The organism is Cupriavidus sp. Met-2 (assembly GCF_049843575.1).
Lineage (GTDB): Bacteria > Pseudomonadota > Gammaproteobacteria > Burkholderiales > Burkholderiaceae > Cupriavidus > Cupriavidus metallidurans.
This window is the reverse complement of record NZ_JBBHZL010000002.1, coordinates 294,122-310,943: the sequence shown is the minus strand read 5'-3', so window position 1 is coordinate 310,943 and position 16,822 is coordinate 294,122. Positions and strand designations below refer to the sequence as shown.

At 61.1% G+C, this 16,822-nt stretch carries 15 protein-coding genes and 1 tRNA gene; 8 read left to right on the top strand and 8 right to left on the bottom strand.

Annotated features, from left to right (window positions below; translation table 11 throughout):
- The first annotated feature begins 20 nt into the window (after positions 1 to 20).
- Both rbfA and truB read left to right on the top strand, forming a co-directional pair.
- Entirely contained in the window at positions 21 to 392 is a 372-nt protein-coding gene (gene rbfA, locus WD006_RS06700; RefSeq protein ID WP_011516745.1) for a 30S ribosome-binding factor RbfA, read from the top strand.
- A gap of 59 nt (positions 393 to 451) precedes the next feature.
- Positions 452 to 1,396, top strand: coding sequence for a tRNA pseudouridine(55) synthase TruB (gene truB, locus WD006_RS06695; RefSeq protein ID WP_029307593.1), 945 nt, complete (start codon positions 452 to 454; stop codon positions 1,394 to 1,396).
- 74 nt (positions 1,397 to 1,470) lie between these two features.
- On the opposite strand, the gene WD006_RS06690 is transcribed toward truB, so the two are convergent.
- From WD006_RS06690 to WD006_RS06675, 4 genes are all read right to left on the bottom strand, one after another.
- Complete coding sequence (locus tag WD006_RS06690) at positions 1,471 to 3,084, bottom strand: DHA2 family efflux MFS transporter permease subunit (RefSeq protein ID WP_011516743.1); 1,614 nt, start codon at positions 3,082 to 3,084, stop codon at positions 1,471 to 1,473.
- Between the two features lie 19 nt (positions 3,085 to 3,103).
- A complete protein-coding gene (locus tag WD006_RS06685; RefSeq protein ID WP_011516742.1) occupies positions 3,104 to 4,345 on the bottom strand; it encodes an HlyD family efflux transporter periplasmic adaptor subunit in 1,242 nt (413 codons plus the stop codon).
- A 46-nt stretch (positions 4,346 to 4,391) separates the two neighbouring features.
- Positions 4,392 to 5,906, bottom strand: coding sequence for an AdeC/AdeK/OprM family multidrug efflux complex outer membrane factor (locus WD006_RS06680; RefSeq protein ID WP_035820801.1), 1,515 nt, complete (start codon positions 5,904 to 5,906; stop codon positions 4,392 to 4,394).
- 70 nt (positions 5,907 to 5,976) lie between these two features.
- A complete protein-coding gene (locus tag WD006_RS06675; protein WP_017514001.1) occupies positions 5,977 to 6,483 on the bottom strand; it encodes a MarR family winged helix-turn-helix transcriptional regulator in 507 nt (168 codons plus the stop codon).
- Between the two features lie 195 nt (positions 6,484 to 6,678).
- On the opposite strand from WD006_RS06675, the gene typA reads away from it, so the two are divergent.
- The gene (typA, locus tag WD006_RS06670) at positions 6,679 to 8,502 is read left to right on the top strand and encodes a translational GTPase TypA (RefSeq protein ID WP_029307595.1); all 1,824 of its coding nucleotides are present in this window, start codon (positions 6,679 to 6,681) and stop codon (positions 8,500 to 8,502) included.
- A gap of 86 nt (positions 8,503 to 8,588) precedes the next feature.
- On the opposite strand, the gene WD006_RS06665 is transcribed toward typA, so the two are convergent.
- Positions 8,589 to 9,500 (bottom strand): sterol desaturase family protein, encoded by a 912-nt coding sequence (locus tag WD006_RS06665; RefSeq protein ID WP_035832607.1) that lies wholly within the window; start codon positions 9,498 to 9,500, stop codon positions 8,589 to 8,591.
- Positions 9,501 to 9,645: 145 nt separating this feature from the next.
- On the opposite strand from WD006_RS06665, the gene WD006_RS06660 reads away from it, so the two are divergent.
- From WD006_RS06660 to WD006_RS06650, 3 genes are all read left to right on the top strand, one after another.
- Entirely contained in the window at positions 9,646 to 10,728 is a 1,083-nt protein-coding gene (locus WD006_RS06660; RefSeq protein ID WP_029307597.1) for an enoyl-CoA hydratase/isomerase family protein, read from the top strand.
- A gap of 93 nt (positions 10,729 to 10,821) precedes the next feature.
- A complete protein-coding gene (locus tag WD006_RS06655) occupies positions 10,822 to 11,382 on the top strand; it encodes an NADPH-dependent FMN reductase (RefSeq protein WP_011516735.1) in 561 nt (186 codons plus the stop codon).
- A gap of 267 nt (positions 11,383 to 11,649) precedes the next feature.
- Positions 11,650 to 11,725: transfer RNA gene (locus tag WD006_RS06650), tRNA-Met, on the top strand.
- A 396-nt stretch (positions 11,726 to 12,121) separates the two neighbouring features.
- Here WD006_RS06650 and WD006_RS06645 read toward each other — a convergent pair.
- From WD006_RS06645 to WD006_RS06635, 3 genes are all read right to left on the bottom strand, one after another.
- Positions 12,122 to 12,568, bottom strand: a complete 447-nt coding sequence (locus tag WD006_RS06645) for a phosphate-starvation-inducible PsiE family protein (protein WP_011516719.1) — start codon at positions 12,566 to 12,568, stop codon at positions 12,122 to 12,124.
- Positions 12,569 to 13,084: 516 nt separating this feature from the next.
- Positions 13,085 to 13,594 carry a hypothetical protein gene (locus tag WD006_RS06640; protein ID WP_224445047.1) on the bottom strand — a complete coding sequence of 170 codons (510 nt, stop codon included), beginning with the start codon at positions 13,592 to 13,594 and terminating at the stop codon, positions 13,085 to 13,087.
- Positions 13,595 to 13,621: 27 nt separating this feature from the next.
- Positions 13,622 to 14,041, bottom strand: a complete 420-nt coding sequence (locus tag WD006_RS06635; protein ID WP_011516714.1) for a hypothetical protein — start codon at positions 14,039 to 14,041, stop codon at positions 13,622 to 13,624.
- A 494-nt stretch (positions 14,042 to 14,535) separates the two neighbouring features.
- Between WD006_RS06635 and dusA the strand changes: the two genes are divergently transcribed.
- Both dusA and WD006_RS06625 read left to right on the top strand, forming a co-directional pair.
- On the top strand, positions 14,536 to 15,591 hold the full coding sequence (gene dusA / locus WD006_RS06630) for a tRNA dihydrouridine(20/20a) synthase DusA (RefSeq protein WP_029307600.1): 1,056 nt from the start codon (positions 14,536 to 14,538) through the stop codon (positions 15,589 to 15,591).
- 924 nt (positions 15,592 to 16,515) lie between these two features.
- On the top strand, positions 16,516 to 16,776 hold the full coding sequence (locus tag WD006_RS06625) for a hypothetical protein (RefSeq protein WP_011516708.1): 261 nt from the start codon (positions 16,516 to 16,518) through the stop codon (positions 16,774 to 16,776).
- Positions 16,777 to 16,822: the final 46 nt, after the last annotated feature.

Sequence of the window (16,822 nt, the reverse complement as noted above, 5' to 3'; positions counted from 1 at the left end):
CTGCTCACGCTCAGTTTTGAATGGCCAAGAAAGGCAATATCACCTCCCGTAACCTGCGCCTCTCCGATCAGATCCAGAAGGAGCTGGCGGAGATGATCCAGCGCGAGATCCGCGATCCGCGCCTGGGCCTGGTAACGCTGCAGTCGGTGTCGCTGACGCCCGACTATGCGCATGCCAAGGTCTACTTCACGGTGCTCGGCGCCGAACCCGAGACGGCTGCCGCCATCCTCAAGGAAAAGGCCGGCTACCTCCATTCGTTGCTGTTCAAGCGACTGCATATCCATACCGTGCCGACGCTGCATTTCCATCACGATACGTCGGTGGAGCACGCGATCGAGATGTCGAAGCTGATCAACGAAGCGAACGCTACGCGCGCCAAGGACGACGAGTAAGTCCACGGTTGCCCAAGTGGTGCCGGTGGATGCCGGCACCACGTTTTTCCTCCCCTGCAATGACCGATTCCTCCGCGACCCGACCGCCCCGGCTGCCACGCCGCGACGTGCATGGTGTGCTGCTGCTCGACAAGCCTCTGGGTCTGTCGTCCAACGATGCGCTGGTACGCGCCAAGCGACTGCTGCGCGCGAACAAGGCCGGCCACACGGGCACGCTGGATCCGCTGGCGACTGGACTGCTGCCGCTGTGTTTTGGCGAGGCCACCAAGTTCTCTCAGGATCTGCTTGACGCGGACAAGACCTACGAGGCGAAAGTCCGGCTTGGCGCGACGACGACCACAGGCGATGCCGAGGGCGAGATCGTCGTCGAGCGGCCGGTGACATGCGATCACGACGCGCTTGATGCTGCGGTTGCGCGCTTTACCGGAGAGATCGAACAGGTACCGCCGATGTACTCGGCACTCAAGAAGGACGGCAAGCCGCTTTACGAGTATGCCCGGGCCGGGCAGACCGTCGAGCGCGCGGCGCGGCAGGTAACGATTCACGCCATCACGCTGCTGGACGTTGATTTGTCTGCGGCGATGTTCACGATGCGTGTCACATGCAGCAAGGGCACGTACATCCGCACGCTGGCGGAAGATATCGGTGAGGCGCTGGGTTGCGGCGCGCACCTGATCGGGCTGCGCCGAACCGCTGTCGGTGACCTGACGCTGGAAGGCGCGGTCACGCTCGTGCAGATTGACGCACAGGCTGACGACGCACGGCCGGGAATGCTCGCGCCTGTCGACGCGTTGCTGCAACGGTGCCCGCCGGTGCATCTCGATGCCGCCGCGATGGGGCGCTTTCTGCAAGGCCAGCGCATCGCACGCCGCGATCTGCCGGAAGGGCAGGTGCCGCCGGATGAGGGCACGCTGGCACGTGTCTATGGCGACGAAGGGCGTCTGCTAGGCGTCGCGCGGATGAAGGAAGGGGCCTTGCGGCCCGAGCGACTAGTCAAACTCTAGGACGCGGCATAAGCAACGCCCAAATAAAAAAGGCATCGGATGAACCCGATGCCTTTTTTGTTCGATGTTCGACGTCAGTGCGCCCCGGCTGCTTCCGCGCCGCCGCCGCCCTTGGCGCGCTTGGTCAGCCAGACGAAGCCGATCAGCACGAAGAACAGCACGCCGGAAATCCAGAAGATGTCGTTGGCGCCGAGCATAGATGCCTGCTGCGAGATATTTCGCTCCATCAGGCCGATCGCCTGCATCCGGTTCATCCCCATCGACATCAGGTGGTCGAGCTGTGCCTGGTACGTCGGGTTATACGGATTGATCTGTTCGACCAACTGGGCATGGTGCAGCGCCGAGCGGTTCTCCCAGATCGTCGTCGAGATCGAAGCGCCGATCGCGCCGAACGTGATCCGTACAAAGTTCGACAATCCGGAAGCCGCCGGGATCTTCTCGGCCGGCTGGCCGGACAGGATGATTGACGTCAGTGGGATGAAGAACATTGCCATTGCGGCGCCCTGTATCAGCGTAGGGATGATCAGCGCGCGCGTATCAACGGTTGTGGTAAAGCCAGCACGCATGAAACTGACTACGCCAAACGTAATAAACGCAGCAGTTGCCACCCAGCGAGAGTCGACCTTCGGCAGGATGCGACCGATGATTGGCGACAGGATGATCGCGAAGATCCCCACTGGCGCCATCACCAGACCGGCGTCCGTCGCGGTGTAGCCGATGATGGTCTGCAGCCACAGCGGCAGAATCACCAGGTTGCCGAAGAACAGCCCGTACGCCACGGAGATTGCTACCACGCCTGCGGCGAAGTTGCGTCCCTTGAACAGGTGAATGTCGACGATCGGGTGCTTCTCATAGTTCTCCCAGATCAGGAAGAACAGGAATCCGACTACCGCCACCACCGTCAGCGTCACGATGATCGAGGAATGGAACCAGTCGAGTTCCTTGCCCTTGTCGAGCATGAGCTGCATCGACCCCACCCAGATCACGAGGAGAGCCAGGCCGATGCGGTCGATTGGCAGGATCTTCGTGGGTGTTTCGCGATCACGATAGATTGCCCATGTGGCATACGCGGTCATGATGCCGATCGGCACGTTGATATAGAAGATCCACGGCCATGTCATGTTGTCGGAGATCCAGCCGCCAAGCAGGGGGCCCATGATCGGCGCTACGAGTGTGGTCATGCCCCATAGCGCCAGCGCCATCGAACTCTTGGCAACCGGATAGCTGGCCAGCAGCAGCGACTGCGACAGTGGGATCATCGGCCCGGCTACGGCGCCTTGCAGCACGCGCGCGGCCAGCAGTGTCTCCAGGTTCGGCGCCACGCCGCACAGCCAGGACGAGAGCACGAACAGCAAGATCGACAGCACGAACAATCGCACGGCACCGAAACGCGTGGTCAGCCAGCCCGTCAGCGGCACCGAAATAGCGTTGGCGACGGCGAACGACGTGATGACCCAGGTGCCCTGGTTCGGCGACACGCCGAGGTCGCCCGAGATGGCCGGGATCGACACGTTGGCGATCGACGAGTCGAGCACGTTCATGAACGTAGCCAGCGACAGGGCGATGGTGCCAATGACGAGCTTGCCGCCCGTCAGCGGAGGGGGCGCGGCATGCCGGGCTGGCGCCGGCTTCGGCTTGGGGGCCGGCGCCGCGCCGGAATCCGGCACTGTGGTGATGGAATCTGCCATGGACTTCTCAGGCCGCGAATCAGGTGTTGGCAGGCTTGGCGGCTGCGCGCGCCGCGCTGGCGCCGCCCGGCGCCGCCGGTGCCGGCGTGCGGCCGCCGTTGTTGACGGAGATGATGCGGGCGATCAGTTCGTCGGCGTCCTGCGCCACCTTGTCATAGACGTCCGTCTGCAGAGGCCGGGCGTTGGTGGCGGTGACCATCGCGGCGCCTTCTTCCTTGCGCACGTCAACGGTGACGTTCATCGACAGGCCGACACGCAGCGGATGCTCCTTGAGTTGTTGGGCGTCCAGCGCGATACGCACCGGCAGGCGCTGCACCACCTTGATCCAGTTGCCGGTGGCGTTCTGCGCGGGCAGGAGCGAGAACGCCGCCCCGGTACCGGCCGAGAAGCCCTCGACATGGCCCTGGTACTTCACCTTCGAGCCATAGACGTCAGCTTCCAGTTCCACCGGCTGGCCGATGCGCATATGGGTGATCTGCACTTCCTTGAAGTTGGCATCAACCCAGACCTGATCGAGCGGTACCACGGCCATCAGCGGTGTGCCGGCGGCCACGCGCTGGCCAACCTGTACCGAGCGCTTGGCCACGTAGCCGGTGACCGGCGCCGGCAGTGTGGAGCGGGCGAACGACAGGTAGGCCGAACGCAGATTGGCGGCGGCGCGCTGCACGTTCGGGTGCTTTTCCACGGTGGTCTGGTCGGTCAATACCTGATTCGACGCGAGTTGCTCCTTCGAGGCAAGCAGCGCCGACTCGGCTGCTTTCAGTGCGGTCTGGGCGTGCGAGATTTCCTCGCTCGAGACCGCGCCCGAGCCGGCAATCGCCTGGCGGCGGCGCAGGTCATCGCGTGCCTTGGCCACATCGGCATCGCGCAATGCCACGTTCGCAGCCAGCGAAGCGTTGTTCACATAGAGCGTGCGCACTTCACGCACGGCTTGCGCGAGTTGGGCTTCGGCCTGTTCCATGGCCACCTGGGTGTCGGCGCGGTCGAGCTGGATCAGCGGCTGGCCAGCGGTGACGAGTTGCGTGTCGTCGGCGGCGATCGACACCACAGTGCCGCCCACCAGCGGGGTCACCTGGACCACGTTGCCGGCCACATAGGCATCATCGGTGCTTTCGAAGTGCCGGGCGTAGAGGCCCCAGTACAGGCCATAGCCGACGCCGGCCACCACGATCGCGGCAGTGAGCGTCGTGAGCAGGCGCTTGCGCTTGCTGTCACCGGTTGGAGCGGGTTTCTGGCTGGCCGATTGCTGGTTGTTGCTCATATCGATCTCGTACGTATTTTCGTCGTGTCTTGCATTGCCCGGCGTATCAGCCCCGGGTGCCCTTTTCCGTGTTCTGTTCTACGGCGCCGGCTTTTTCGTCGGCTTCCTCGTGATAGCCGCCGCCGAGAGCCTTGATCAGGCCCATCTGCAGATCCAGGCGGCGCGCCTGCAGATCTGTCGCCTGACGGCGTTGCTGCAGCACGGTGCTCTCCGCGTTCAACACGGTCAACTGCGTGCCGAGGCCGGCCTTGTAGCGCGTGGTGGCCAGCGAGTACGCGTGCTCGGCCAGTTCGAGTGCTTCGCGCTGCGTCTTGATCTGCTGATCAACGCTGCGGATGCTGATCACCGTATCGGCGGCCTCGCGCAACGCGTCGACCAGCGTCTGGTTATAGCTGGCCACGGCGATGTCGTACTGCGCGTACTTGCCCTTGAGGTTGGCGCGCAGGCGGCCACCTTCGAAGATCGGCAGGCGCAGCGTCGGGCCGAAGCCGAACGTGCGGCTGACACTCATCAACAGGTTGGCGGGGTCCAGCGACGCCAGGCCGGCGAACGCCGTCAGTGTCACGTCAGGCAGGAATTCCTTCTTGGCGACGCTGATGTCCTTGGACGTGGCCTCCACGCGCCAGCGGGCGGCAACAAGGTCGGGGCGGCGGCCGATCAGGCCGATCGTCAGGTCGTCCGGCAATTGTGGCGTCGGGTTGGCCAGCAGCGTCGGGCGCGTGATCTGCAGGCCGCGGTCCGGGCCCTTGCCGAGCAGCGCGGCGATCTGGTTGCGCGCCAGGGCGATTTCCTCGTCGATGGCCTGCAGTTCCGTTTGCGCCGATGCAACTGTGGCGCGGGCCTGTGTGGTTTCCACTTGGGTGTCGAGGCCGGCGGCCAGCCGCTGACGGGACAGATCGGTAAGGTCCCGGCGCTGGGCGATGGCACGTTCGGCAACGTCTCGCTGCGCGAAGAGCGCGGCCAGTCGGTTGTAGCTGCGTGCGATCGACGTGGTGAGCATCAGGCGTGCGGCCTGGCTCTCAGCCTCCATTGAGCGGTCATCCGACAGGGCGGCTTCGAGCGCGTCGCGATTCTTGCCCCAGAAGTCGAGATCCCAAGACAGCCCGAACTGCAGGCGGGACTGGTTCTGCCAGGAGCCGGCGAGCGGCGTGCCGGTGAAGAGGTCGGTGGCCGAGAAGCGCTGGCGAATGATGCTGCCTTCGAAATCGACGCTCGGGTACAGCGCCGCGCGCGTGGCATCGGCCATTGCGCGCGAGGCCTCCAGGCGTGCCAGCGCGACCTGCAGGTTCGGGTTGTCCTTGACGGCTTCGTCGGCCAGTGCGCGCAGTTGCGGATCATGGAACTGGTCGACCCAGTCCTGTGACGGCCATTGGCCGTGATCAGCGGTGAACGTCTGCGGCGAGGCCATCGTGCCGGGTTCGGCCAACGTCTGCGTGCTGTGCGAATTGCCCAACGCGGCACAGCCGGAAATGACAGCGGCAGCCAGGACCGTCAAGGCCAGGCTGCCGGTGCGGGCTGCAACGCCATTGCGGCCGAGGGTGGAGGAGGGGGAGAGATTCATTGTGTGACTGTGACCAGATCTTGCTTCAACGGGAAGGGCGCTCATCCTCTATTCGAATACTTGTTCAGCGCTATCCCGTGTTCCTGTCGAGCGGACAACTGGCCGCCGACGCAATGCCGCCGTTGTTGGCGATCAGCCTTAGCAACATGTCGCGCAGGGTCTCGATTTCTTCCTGGCTGAATCCCACGAAGTGTCGGCGCATCACATTGCAAAACACCACGGGCAGTTTTTCGACCATGGCTTCGCCTTCGGCTGTCAGCGACAGATCTACCACACGGCGATCATCGTCGCGCCGCGTGCGTTCGATCAGGCCGCGCTTCTCCATGCGGCTCAGGAGTCGGGTTACTGAGCCGGCATCTGTATTGAGATTGCGGGCCAGGTCGGTCACCGTTGTGGCCTCGCCCTTGGCCAGCATCATCAGGCAACTGGCCTGGGCGTGCGTCATGTCCAGGCTGCTGACTTCCTGCTCAACGCCCTGGGAGAGCGCGCTCTTGGCGCGGGCGAGCAGATAGCCGACACTTTTGCCGATTTCGTAGTGATCCGGATCGAACAGGTCGCCGGGTGTGTTTGACGTCATCTCTTGTCGCTGCAATCTTTGCCTGGGCAAATATAAGCATGTGCTGATGATACGGCAACAATAGAAATTTGCCATTGCAGGAAACGCAATGGTGTCCCTTGATCTATTCTGAGCAAAAGCACGTCGTTCCGCGCCGCAACATGCTAGAATGTTGGGTTAATTTTTTCGATCGCTCCGCCTTCAGGGGACGCCGCAATGACCCGCGCCATCCGTAATATCGCCATCATCGCTCACGTTGATCATGGCAAGACCACCCTGGTCGACCAACTCCTGCGCCAGGCAGGCACCTTCCGCGAGAACCAGCAAATCGCCGAACGGGTGATGGACTCGAACGACCTGGAAAAGGAACGCGGGATCACCATCCTCGCGAAGAACTGTGCCGTCGAGTACAACGGCACGCACATCAATATCGTGGACACCCCGGGCCACGCCGACTTCGGCGGTGAAGTGGAGCGCGTGCTGTCGATGGTCGACGGCGTGCTGCTGCTGGTGGATGCCGTGGAAGGCCCGATGCCGCAGACGCGTTTCGTGACGCGCAAGGCACTGGCCCTGGGCCTGAAACCGATCGTCGTGATCAACAAGGTTGACCGTCCGGGCGCCCGTCCTGACTGGGTGATCAACCAGACCTTCGACCTGTTCGACAAGCTCGGCGCCAACGACGAGCAGCTGGACTTCACCGTGGTGTACGCCTCGGGCCTGAACGGCTATGCCGGCCTGACCGAAGACGTGCGCGACGGCGACATGAAGCCGCTGTTCGAAACCGTGCTGGACAAGGTGCCGGTGCGTAACGATGACCCGAATGGTCCGCTGCAGATGCAAATCATCTCGCTGGACTACTCGAGCTACGTCGGCAAGATCGGCGTCGGCCGTATCTCGCGTGGCCGCGCCAAGCCGCTGCAGGACGTGGTGGTCAAGTTCGGTCCGGAAGGTAACCCGATCAAGGGCCGTATCAACCAGGTGCTGAAGTTCAGCGGCCTGGAGCGCGAGATTGTGGCCGAGGCGGAAGCCGGCGACATCGTGCTGATCAACGGTATCGAGGAACTGGGCATTGGCTGCACCGTGTGCGCCCCCGAGGCTCTGGACGCGCTGCCGATGCTGAAGGTGGACGAGCCGACGCTGACGATGAACTTCTGCGTCAACACGTCGCCGCTGGCCGGCCGCGAAGGCAAGTTCGTGACCAGCCGCCAGCTGCGCGAGCGTCTGGACCGCGAGCTGAAGTCGAACGTGGCGCTGCGCGTGGCCGAAACTGGCGACGATACGATCTTCGAAGTCTCGGGTCGTGGCGAACTGCACCTGACCATCCTGCTGGAAAACATGCGCCGTGAAGGCTACGAGCTGGCCGTGTCGCGCCCGCGCGTGGTGTTCAAGGAAATCGACGGCGTCAAGAACGAGCCGTACGAACTGCTGACCGTGGACGTGGAAGACGGCCACCAGGGTTCGGTGATGGAAGAGCTGGGCCGCCGCAAGGGTGAACTGCTCGATATGGCATCGGACGGCAAGGGCCGCACCCGCCTGGAATACCGCATTCCGGCGCGTGGCCTGATCGGCTTCCAGGGTGAATTCCTGACGCTGACGCGTGGTACCGGCCTGATCAGCCACATCTTCGACGACTACGCGCCGGTGCGCGAAGGCGGCCTGGGTGAACGCCACAATGGCGTGCTGATCTCGCAGGACGATGGCGACGCCGTGGCCTACGCACTATGGAAGCTGCAGGATCGCGGCCGCATGTTCGTGACGCCGGGCGATGCGCTGTACGAAGGCATGATCATCGGCATCCACAGCCGTGACAACGACCTCGTCGTGAACCCGATCAAGGGCAAGCAGCTGACCAACGTCCGTGCTTCGGGTACCGACGAAGCCGTACGACTGGTTCCGCCGATCCAGATGTCGCTCGAGTACGCGGTGGAATTCATCGCCGACGACGAACTGGTGGAGATCACGCCGAAGAGCATCCGTCTGCGCAAGCGCCACCTGAAGGAGCACGAGCGCAAGCGCGCCTCGCGCGAATCGGTGGCCTGACAGGCATCCGCTTGAAGAAAAAACCGCGCCCGGTGTGGCGCGGTTTTTTTATGGGCGCTTGCCGTCTCCAAGTGCGCAGGTTCGTATCAGATCGCGTCGGAGCGCTGTCCGTGCTCGGCAGCGGGCGTTTGGCCCGCGCTGGGCATCAATGCGGATCGAGGGCTGCGCCACTCGGGCGGCTTCCACAGGTATCGTGGGTCACGCTCGCGCCAGGCATCGGCAAACATGTCGCGCCATTCGTGGAATGTCAGCGTCAGCGGGTTGTAGGTGCAGACCTGCCGCGTAATGCCGTACTGCGGCGCTTCCTCTTCGGGCACGAAGGTGCCGAACATCCGGTCCCAGATCGTCAGAACCCCGGCGTAGTTGCGGTCGATGTATTGAGGATTCTTCGCATGGTGGACGCGATGGACCGATGGCGTGTTGACGAGTCTCTCAACCAGCGGCCAGCGTCGCCCCAGTCGCGTGTGCACGAAAAACTGAAACGCCAGGTTCAGTCCCACTGCAAGGATCACCCAGTCAGGCGTGAAGCCGACGAGTGCCAGAGGGATCCAGAAAATCCACATGCCGGAGATCGGGTAGGTCAGGCTCTGCCGGAAGGCCGTCGAGAAGTTCATGCCCTCCGACGAGTGATGCGCCACGTGCGAAGCCCACATCCAGCGCACCCGGTGGCTGGCACGATGGAACCAGTAGTAGAGGAAGTCCTGCAAGATCAATAGCAGCGCGAACGACCACCAGGTCTCCGGCACCGCACGAAGCCCGTGGGCGTAGCACCACGTGTAGACCGTGCGAACCATCAGCCAGAGAAACAGCGCATCGGATGCCTGATGCATCAGTGCGAGCGTGGCATTCGAGAGCGTGTCGCGCCAGCTATAGACCGAGCGATCGCGCTTCCACCAGTACCAGGCTTCCCAACCTATCGTCAGCACGAAGACCGGCGCAAAGGCCAGGAGAATCAGGCCGGGATCGAACGCCTCGGGGGCAGGGGTTTGCGGTGTCATGGGCGACAGTGTGCATATTTTTCGCAGTTTCGCATGGAGGGATTCCTCCATACGCATACGCGCATCGGGGTTTCCCGTGTTGTGCCGTGGCAGGCGCTTTGGCGGGTCTGTCGTAGAATCGCTGCCTGCAATGATGGAGACAGAAATGACGGAGTTTGTATCGACCCAGGTGCAGGGCGGCGTGGCGTATCTGACACTGACCCGGCCGCAGGCCCTCAACGCGCTGTCGCTCGAGATGATTCGCGCGATCACCGGTGCGCTGCAAAGCTGGGAGAACGATCCCGCAGTCCATGCGGTGGTAGTGGCTGGCGCGGGCGGCAAGGCATTCTGCGCCGGCGGCGATATCCGCTGGTTCTACCAGGCGCACCAGGCGAACGATCCGCTGCTGGATCAGTTCTTCGTTGAGGAATACGCGCTCAACCATCTGATTCATCGCTATGCCAAGCCTTACATCGCGCTGATGGATGGCGTGGTCATGGGCGGTGGTATGGGGATCTCGCAGGGCGCGCGGCTGCGCATCGTCACCGAGCGGACGAAAATGGCGATGCCGGAGACCAATATCGGTCTGTTCCCCGATGTTGGCGGTGGATGGTTCCTGGCACGCACGCAAGGTCATATCGGCGAGTACCTGGGCCTTACCGGCGCGGTGATCGGCGCGGCCGATGCTATTTACGCGAAGCTGGCCGATGCCTATCTGCCAACGAACGCGATCGCCGAGATGGTTGCATCGCTGCAGGCGCGGCAGTTCACCAGTGGCGAAGCGGTACTCGAGCAGATTGCGTCGTTCACGCGCCAGCACGCCGACGCCTGCGTACCATCCACCAGCCAACTGGCTTCGAATGCTGCCCTGATCGATACCTTGTTCGCAGGCGCCTCCGCACAGGCGATCCTGGCAGCTGTCAGCGACGCCGAAGGCGATTGGGCCGCGCAAACCGCCGCCACGCTGCGTAGCCGCTCACCGCTGATGCTTTGCGTCACGCTCGAACAGATCCGCCGTGCTCGCACGATGTCGCTCGAAGATGAGCTGCGGATGGAGCTCGACATGATGCATGACGTGTTCCGTCACGGCGACGGCATCGAGGGAATTCGCGCGCTGGTGATCGACAAGGACCACCAGCCGAAGTGGAATCCGCCACGCCTGGACGAGGTGAGTGGGGCACGCGTGCGTGCGTTCTTCGATAGTCCATGGCGCAAGGATGACCATCCCTTGGCTACGCTGGGCGCGTAAGTCGAGTAGAGTGTCGGCTGGACTGGCCCGCAGCGTTGTCGCGGACCAGGCTTCTCTTCGTTCGAACTCGTTCAAGCAGTGAAAGGAACCGTTATGAGCAATCCTCGCGATGTTGCCGTATTGGTGGGAAGCCTGCGCAAGGACTCCTTCAACCTGAAACTGGCCAAGGCCCTCGCGGCGCTCGCGCCGCCGCAGCTGAAGCTCGAGATTGTCGAGATCCGGCAGCTGTCGTTGTACAACCAGGACGACGATGCCAATCCGCCGGCGGAATGGGTGGTGTTCCGCGACCGTGTCCGTCGTGCTGACGCCGTGTTGTTTGTGACACCCGAGTACAACCGCTCGGTGCCAGCTGCGCTCAAGAACGCGATCGACGTTGGCTCGCGCCCCTATGGTCAGAGCGCCTGGGATGGCAAGCCGGGCGGCGTGATCAGCGCATCGCCGGGCAATATCGGCGGTTTCGGCGCCAACCACCATCTACGCCAGTCGCTGGTGTTCCTGAATGTCCCGGTGCTGCAGCAGCCCGAGGCCTATATCAGTGGCGTGGACAAGCTCTTTGACGATCATGGCAATATCGCCAATGAATCCACGCGTGGCTTCCTGAACAAGTACCTGACGACTTTCGCGGCCTGGGTAGAAAGGAACGCACCGCGCTGATTGCAGCGGATAGCAGTCCGAGTATCGTGACGGCGCCTTTGGGCGCCGTTTTTGTTGGCAGCTGCGCTGATGTGTGGGCTCTCCATCGAGTCGTCGGGGAGAGGCCTGCTCGGGTGTCATGCAGCCTCCGCGGACGTGGCAGATGGTGCCAGCGATCCTAATTTCCCAGATTGCGGAGTCACGCCCAAAGCCCGTACGGTTCACGCCGCGCGGGCTTTTTTGCATTTTCCTGTATCAATGCACTGCAGATCCGCGTATAGTTCGCCCCGCGGGGTGGAGCAGTTGGCAGCTCGTCGGGCTCATAACCCGAAGGTCGCAGGTTCAAGTCCTGCCCCCGCAACCAAATTTGAAAGCCCGCTCGGTTCATGCTGCGCGGGCTTTTTGTTTTTGTGTCTTTGGCGTGATTGTCAAAAGTCCAGAATTATTTCGGCACAGCGAGCTAGCATCGGCGTCAGCGTCCACACGAATGACAATTGGTGTATGGCGTGGTTGTCTTTCGTGTGGTTCGCTAGAGTGGGCGCGGCCACCAAAAAATGCCCGTATGACATGCACAAATTTGTGGACTCCATTCGGCACGACCCGCTGGGTGAGGGAATGCTGGTGTGTCGTCGCAAGCTGAGCGATGTTGCCAACGTAGTTCGTCGGCACCGGGGCGGCGCGAGCGACGTTGATCTGTCGGTGGCCTATGGCGTTGGCGCTGAAGGCACACCAGGCCGACCGGCGGAGGGGTTTGATGCTCTCAATCTGCAGACGGTGGCGACTTGAATCGAACCAGAAAGTAACCACCCGTTAGCGAGAGCACCACTGCGGCCACGCCCATTAGGGAACCGCCCGACATGTGCTCCACATCCAAATTAATCACATGGCGGCCGACGGCAATGATGGCCACGGCCAAGATGGTTTCCAGCCGAACGCGGTGCGATCTGAAATACACGCGCAGTGTTTCCATAAGCTCGAGCCCGAGAATGATGAGCAGTACGCCGGAAAAGGCTGTCTGTACCGACTTCATAAGCTCCGGAACGGTATCGATGCTGCTAACGCGCTCGAGAATATCGGACGAGAACATGATCCAAAGCTGAATGACCATCGCCAAGATTACCGCCATCAGCAGGATCTGAGCGGCCACAAGGATGGATTGTTCGAACCAGAATGTGATTTTGGCAGTGATCTTCTTTTCCACTTGCATAACCGGCGAGACTCCTCGTTAAGAACTTGTCCGCAAATAGTTGGTGCCGCCAAGCGCGTCCTGACCTAGCGTTTCTCGGCAGACCACGGCGACTAGAATGACTGCATAGGTGGCATAGATTGTCGGTGTCATCTCATACCTTCCTTGCTGATGAGTCCGACCGTCTTCGCGAAAAATTCGACCGTCCGGCCGTCCCTCACGTGCCCGTAGAGAGCGGGTTTGGCACCGACTGCAAAGAGGTTGGCACTAAATATCAGACCGAGGAAGGCACACGCGCCGACGGCAAGGAGGCGGCTCAGAACCATGAGTGACCCATGAGGCCTAGGCTGCACGCCCTCTCACGCGCAAAGAATTCCCTTTTTTCAAATGGGAGTTCAAATGGCTGGAGTCAAAGGGCGCATTGGAGGGGCTTGTTCGGGGGCGAGCCGCAAGACGAAGGTGGCTAATGCTGAAGAGGCGCACTTTCCCATGGGCCTTGCGACGAGTAACAGGCCGGATGTCAGCGTCGAGGCCGCCCTAGCGGTCGGTGCTGCGGTTCTTGGCGCTAGACTTCATTTCGTTCTTGCGTTCGCGGAGGAGGGCCTCCGAGTTGGCGATGAACGCCCCACCTTCAGGCCGATACTCCAGGATCGCTTCGGCCTTGGATGTGCGCCACCGGTAATGGTGTTTCAGATCTGGATGGGGCTGGTTGGGTACGCCGTATGCTTCGATTAGCGCCAGCCTTATCGCGTCGCCGTCGCGTTCGCTCGGGAACGTAATGATCAAGGAAGAGAACCGGTTCTTATAGAAGCAATATCGGATGTCGCTCAAAGTTGCCTTACCCATTGTGAGCGTGTCGTCTGGTCGCTCATAACAGTGCTCCCCTATTGCAAGACTCTGAGTTTTCCGGGCATTCGGGATTGACGAGACAGGATCGCCCCAGCGCAAACCGCGGAACCCGTTGATGGGCTCCGCTGCGAAGACGGCGCCGTTGAAGACTGAGACGGCCAAGACGACCAGGAGCAGCGCTGGGGCAGGGGATTTCATCGATGAGTCCTATCGCTCGCACTAGAGCTAGCCGTTCCGTTGCTCGTCGAGATAAATCGACTGTAGTCCGTCCGCGATCTGCGTGGTCGTCAGGTCCGGGACTTTGCCTCCCCAGGGGTCTGGCGCGGCCAATATCTGGAGGTCTGTGGGAAATAGCTCAAGGACGGCTCCAGGGTAAAAACATGCTGGGACTGCATCCAACTCGCCTGTCGGATTAACCAGAAACACCTCGAAAAGGCGTGGCCTGCCTTGGCGGTCTTTGCCAGCTACGTAGTAGTAACGTCGTTCGTTCGCTACAAGAGACGATGCAATATAAGGCGGGATGATGTCGGGAATTTGAGATCTCTTTTCGGCAAATATGCGAGCGAGCTCAATCAGAGTTGGTTCTTCCGCGGCAGGTTCAAGGGATTCTGTCGTTCTTATGCTGGTGTCCATCTTTGCAATCAAGCGCCCTAAGTCCTCCGGTGCGTACGCGTCGTGGTATATACACTTCTCGATAGGTCGCGGGGTTTAGCGCGCGAGTGGCATTTTGATTCTGCTTACGTCGCGCTAGGCAGTCCATAGGCCCAGGCTGGAAGTGTCGGGATCACATGCTGCCTCGTGCCGCATGTCACGGAAGTGCAGGTCGTCGATCTCAAGCATTTTGCAGGCGCGGGTAAAGGCGGAGCTTATGGGGGCGTCGTTGGCCAAGCTGCGCGAGCTTCCGCTCCCGCTTTTTCAACCAGGACTTGGCCGCCTGTTTCCGGTCAAGCGTCTTGGCCTCGGTGAACATCGTAGCGCCGCCTTGCTTCAGGCGAATCTGCGCTGTGTGCCATATACTTCCGTCCTTTCGCACACGTTGCGTGATCGTCCCCATGGTCCCGGTGCTACGCGAGTAGTTGTGTGCTACATCGTGGCACTTTGTTCGGAAAAAGGGACGAAACAGGCAGAATCAGTAGGCAATGGAACAGACCAGTAGCACCCCACAAACCGAGTCCAGAGGCGGAAGCCAAGGAAATATCAGGCCCCGTAGAATTTCTGTGGCGCCAATGATGGACTGGACTGACCGCCATTGTCGGACGTTTCACCGCGCCCTGAGTCAACACACCTGGCTCTATACGGAGATGGTGACGACTGGTGCGCTGCTGCACGGCGATGTCGCGCGGCACCTCGATTTCAGTGCGGCGGAGCAACCTGTGGCGCTGCAGCTTGGCGGCAGCGAGCCGGTGGACCTTGCCCAAGCGGCAAAACTGGGCGAGCAGTGGGGCTACAAAGAGATCAATCTGAACTGCGGTTGTCCGTCCGAGCGCGTGCAACGCGGTGCGTTTGGTGCGTGCCTGATGGCCGAACCACAGCTTGTGGCCGATTGTGTGAGGGCCATGCGCGATGTCGTGTCGGTGCCGGTTACGGTCAAGCACCGCATTGGCATTGATACGATCGAGCACTACGGATTTGTGCGTGATTTTGTCGGCACCATTGCGGAGGCCGGCTGTGACATATTCATCGTCCACGCGCGTAATGCGATTCTGAAGGGGCTGAGCCCAAAGGAGAATCGCGAAATTCCACCGCTGCGATATGAGGTCGCCTATGAACTAAAGCGGGAATTTCCACATCTGGAAATCCTGATTAATGGTGGTGTTGTCTCGTGCGGTGAAATAGACGAACACCTGAGGCACGTCGACGGCGTAATGATCGGGCGTCAGGCTTATCACGATCCCTATTTCCTCTCGGAAATGGATGCACGTTTCTATGGTGGGACTGCGCCTATCGTGACGCGCGAAATGGCCGAGCTGACGATGCAGGCATATATCGGCGATCTCGTGGAGAAGGGGGGCTATATGGGGGCTGCAACGCGCCATATGCTTGGCCTCCATCGCGGAATCTATGGTGGCCGTGGTTGGCGTCGTGTGCTTTCCGATGCCCGTCGAATGAACGCAGCGCGCTCCCGAGCAGATGTGGATGCCCTGTTCGAGGAGGCGCGCTCACACCTTCGTCCGGGGCTCCAGGAAGCGGCGTAATTTGATGTCAGTCAGATTTCTGCATGTCGAGGAAAGGTTCTAAAAACGAACGCTCGTTCCATGCGACCGGGCGCAAATGTATGCTGCTGAGGCGTTTGCGCCTGTCGGGCCGTCCGAAACCCGCGCCGGCAAAGGGATTCCCCTAATTCGCCAGTGGCGCCTCATGTTCTTAAACTGTGCCTGCCCTCGAATACAGGGCTTTCTTCAACTGATTTTCCAGCCCGCCTTGTGCGGGCTGTTTTTTCTTGTTGGGCCTGTTTCGTCACATCTCGGCCCTTGGGTTTGCCCGGATAGTGTGCGCTACATACAGCGACTACATTGAAAGCGCCTTCAGGGCATTGAGATCGCAAATTGAGAGTCCGCGCTGCGGGCTCTTTTTTTGTCTCCATACCTGTGAAGATGCTTTTCGGACACAGCGCTTCGACGCGCATGTGGTGAAAGAGTTCCGTATCTATCGGGCGGAAACAATATAATCGGTCGGTAACGAATTATTCCAATAAGCCTTGCCTGGTAAAAAAAACAGGCGACGCTTGTTTGAGGGTCGCCTGACGGGAATGTCGAGGGGGGTCAATGTCCCTCGCGAAAGAGTATCTATCAGCACCGCCTTCAGGTTGTACCCTGCATTGGTGGGGCAGGCAGTTCACATTACCAGTGCGGATTGCAATCAATCCAAGCTCAAGAAATTCGGCGCGCGTGCTTGTCGGTTGTGGGGGATTCTCGGGTGATAGAACTGATGAGCAGGCGCTGCCACCATGCTAGGATGCCGACCGGTGTCATGAGAGTGACGCTCGGGCTGAACCACGACGATGTCTGGCGTGGTCTCAGTGGAGGAATAGAAGAGTAGGGGTTGGCCGGTCGCTCGCAAGAGCGTTTGCGCATGCAAGTGCCGTGTGTGCGTCCGGAAGCGAATCCTGGAGGTTCAGAATGGGATCAGAAGAGCCGTTCGGTGAGGTTTTCGAGGGCTGCCGGGTGATATGGGTAGTCGAGCAACTACAGGACGGGAAATGGACGGCGCGTTACTGCTGGCACGCGGGGACTTCGGCCGAATCGGGCAGGGCGCTACAGAGAGATGTACTTAACGGCAAGTCGAAGCGACTACTGGCCTTGTGTCCGACCGAGGCAGAGACAATCGCCGCCATCAAGGAAGCTGTGCTGCTGGAGGCAAGGTGGCAGGGAAGTCGATAAAGCCATCTGGGAGCGTTGTCGAATTTTTTGTGCGTGATACTAGCCA

Bases quoted from the DNA above. Each gene is read 5' to 3' on its own strand.
- WD006_RS06640 (WP_224445047.1), bottom strand. From the start codon at position 13,594: ATGAAATCCCCTGCCCCAGCGCTGCTCCTGGTCGTCTTGGCCGTCTCA.
- WD006_RS06660 (WP_029307597.1), top strand. From the start codon at position 9,646: ATGACGGAGTTTGTATCGACCCAGGTGCAGGGCGGCGTGGCGTATCTG.
- WD006_RS06690 (WP_011516743.1), bottom strand. From the start codon at position 3,084: ATGGCAGATTCCATCACCACAGTGCCGGATTCCGGCGCGGCGCCGGCC.
- WD006_RS06685 (WP_011516742.1), bottom strand. From the start codon at position 4,345: ATGAGCAACAACCAGCAATCGGCCAGCCAGAAACCCGCTCCAACCGGT.
- rbfA (WP_011516745.1), top strand. From the start codon at position 21: ATGGCCAAGAAAGGCAATATCACCTCCCGTAACCTGCGCCTCTCCGAT.
- WD006_RS06645 (WP_011516719.1), bottom strand. From the start codon at position 12,568: ATGCAAGTGGAAAAGAAGATCACTGCCAAAATCACATTCTGGTTCGAA.
- truB (WP_029307593.1), top strand. From the start codon at position 452: ATGACCGATTCCTCCGCGACCCGACCGCCCCGGCTGCCACGCCGCGAC.
- WD006_RS06665 (WP_035832607.1), bottom strand. From the start codon at position 9,500: ATGACACCGCAAACCCCTGCCCCCGAGGCGTTCGATCCCGGCCTGATT.
- typA (WP_029307595.1), top strand. From the start codon at position 6,679: ATGACCCGCGCCATCCGTAATATCGCCATCATCGCTCACGTTGATCAT.
- WD006_RS06675 (WP_017514001.1), bottom strand. From the start codon at position 6,483: ATGACGTCAAACACACCCGGCGACCTGTTCGATCCGGATCACTACGAA.
- dusA (WP_029307600.1), top strand. From the start codon at position 14,536: ATGGAACAGACCAGTAGCACCCCACAAACCGAGTCCAGAGGCGGAAGC.
- WD006_RS06625 (WP_011516708.1), top strand. From the start codon at position 16,516: ATGGGATCAGAAGAGCCGTTCGGTGAGGTTTTCGAGGGCTGCCGGGTG.
- WD006_RS06655 (WP_011516735.1), top strand. From the start codon at position 10,822: ATGAGCAATCCTCGCGATGTTGCCGTATTGGTGGGAAGCCTGCGCAAG.
- WD006_RS06680 (WP_035820801.1), bottom strand. From the start codon at position 5,906: ATGAATCTCTCCCCCTCCTCCACCCTCGGCCGCAATGGCGTTGCAGCC.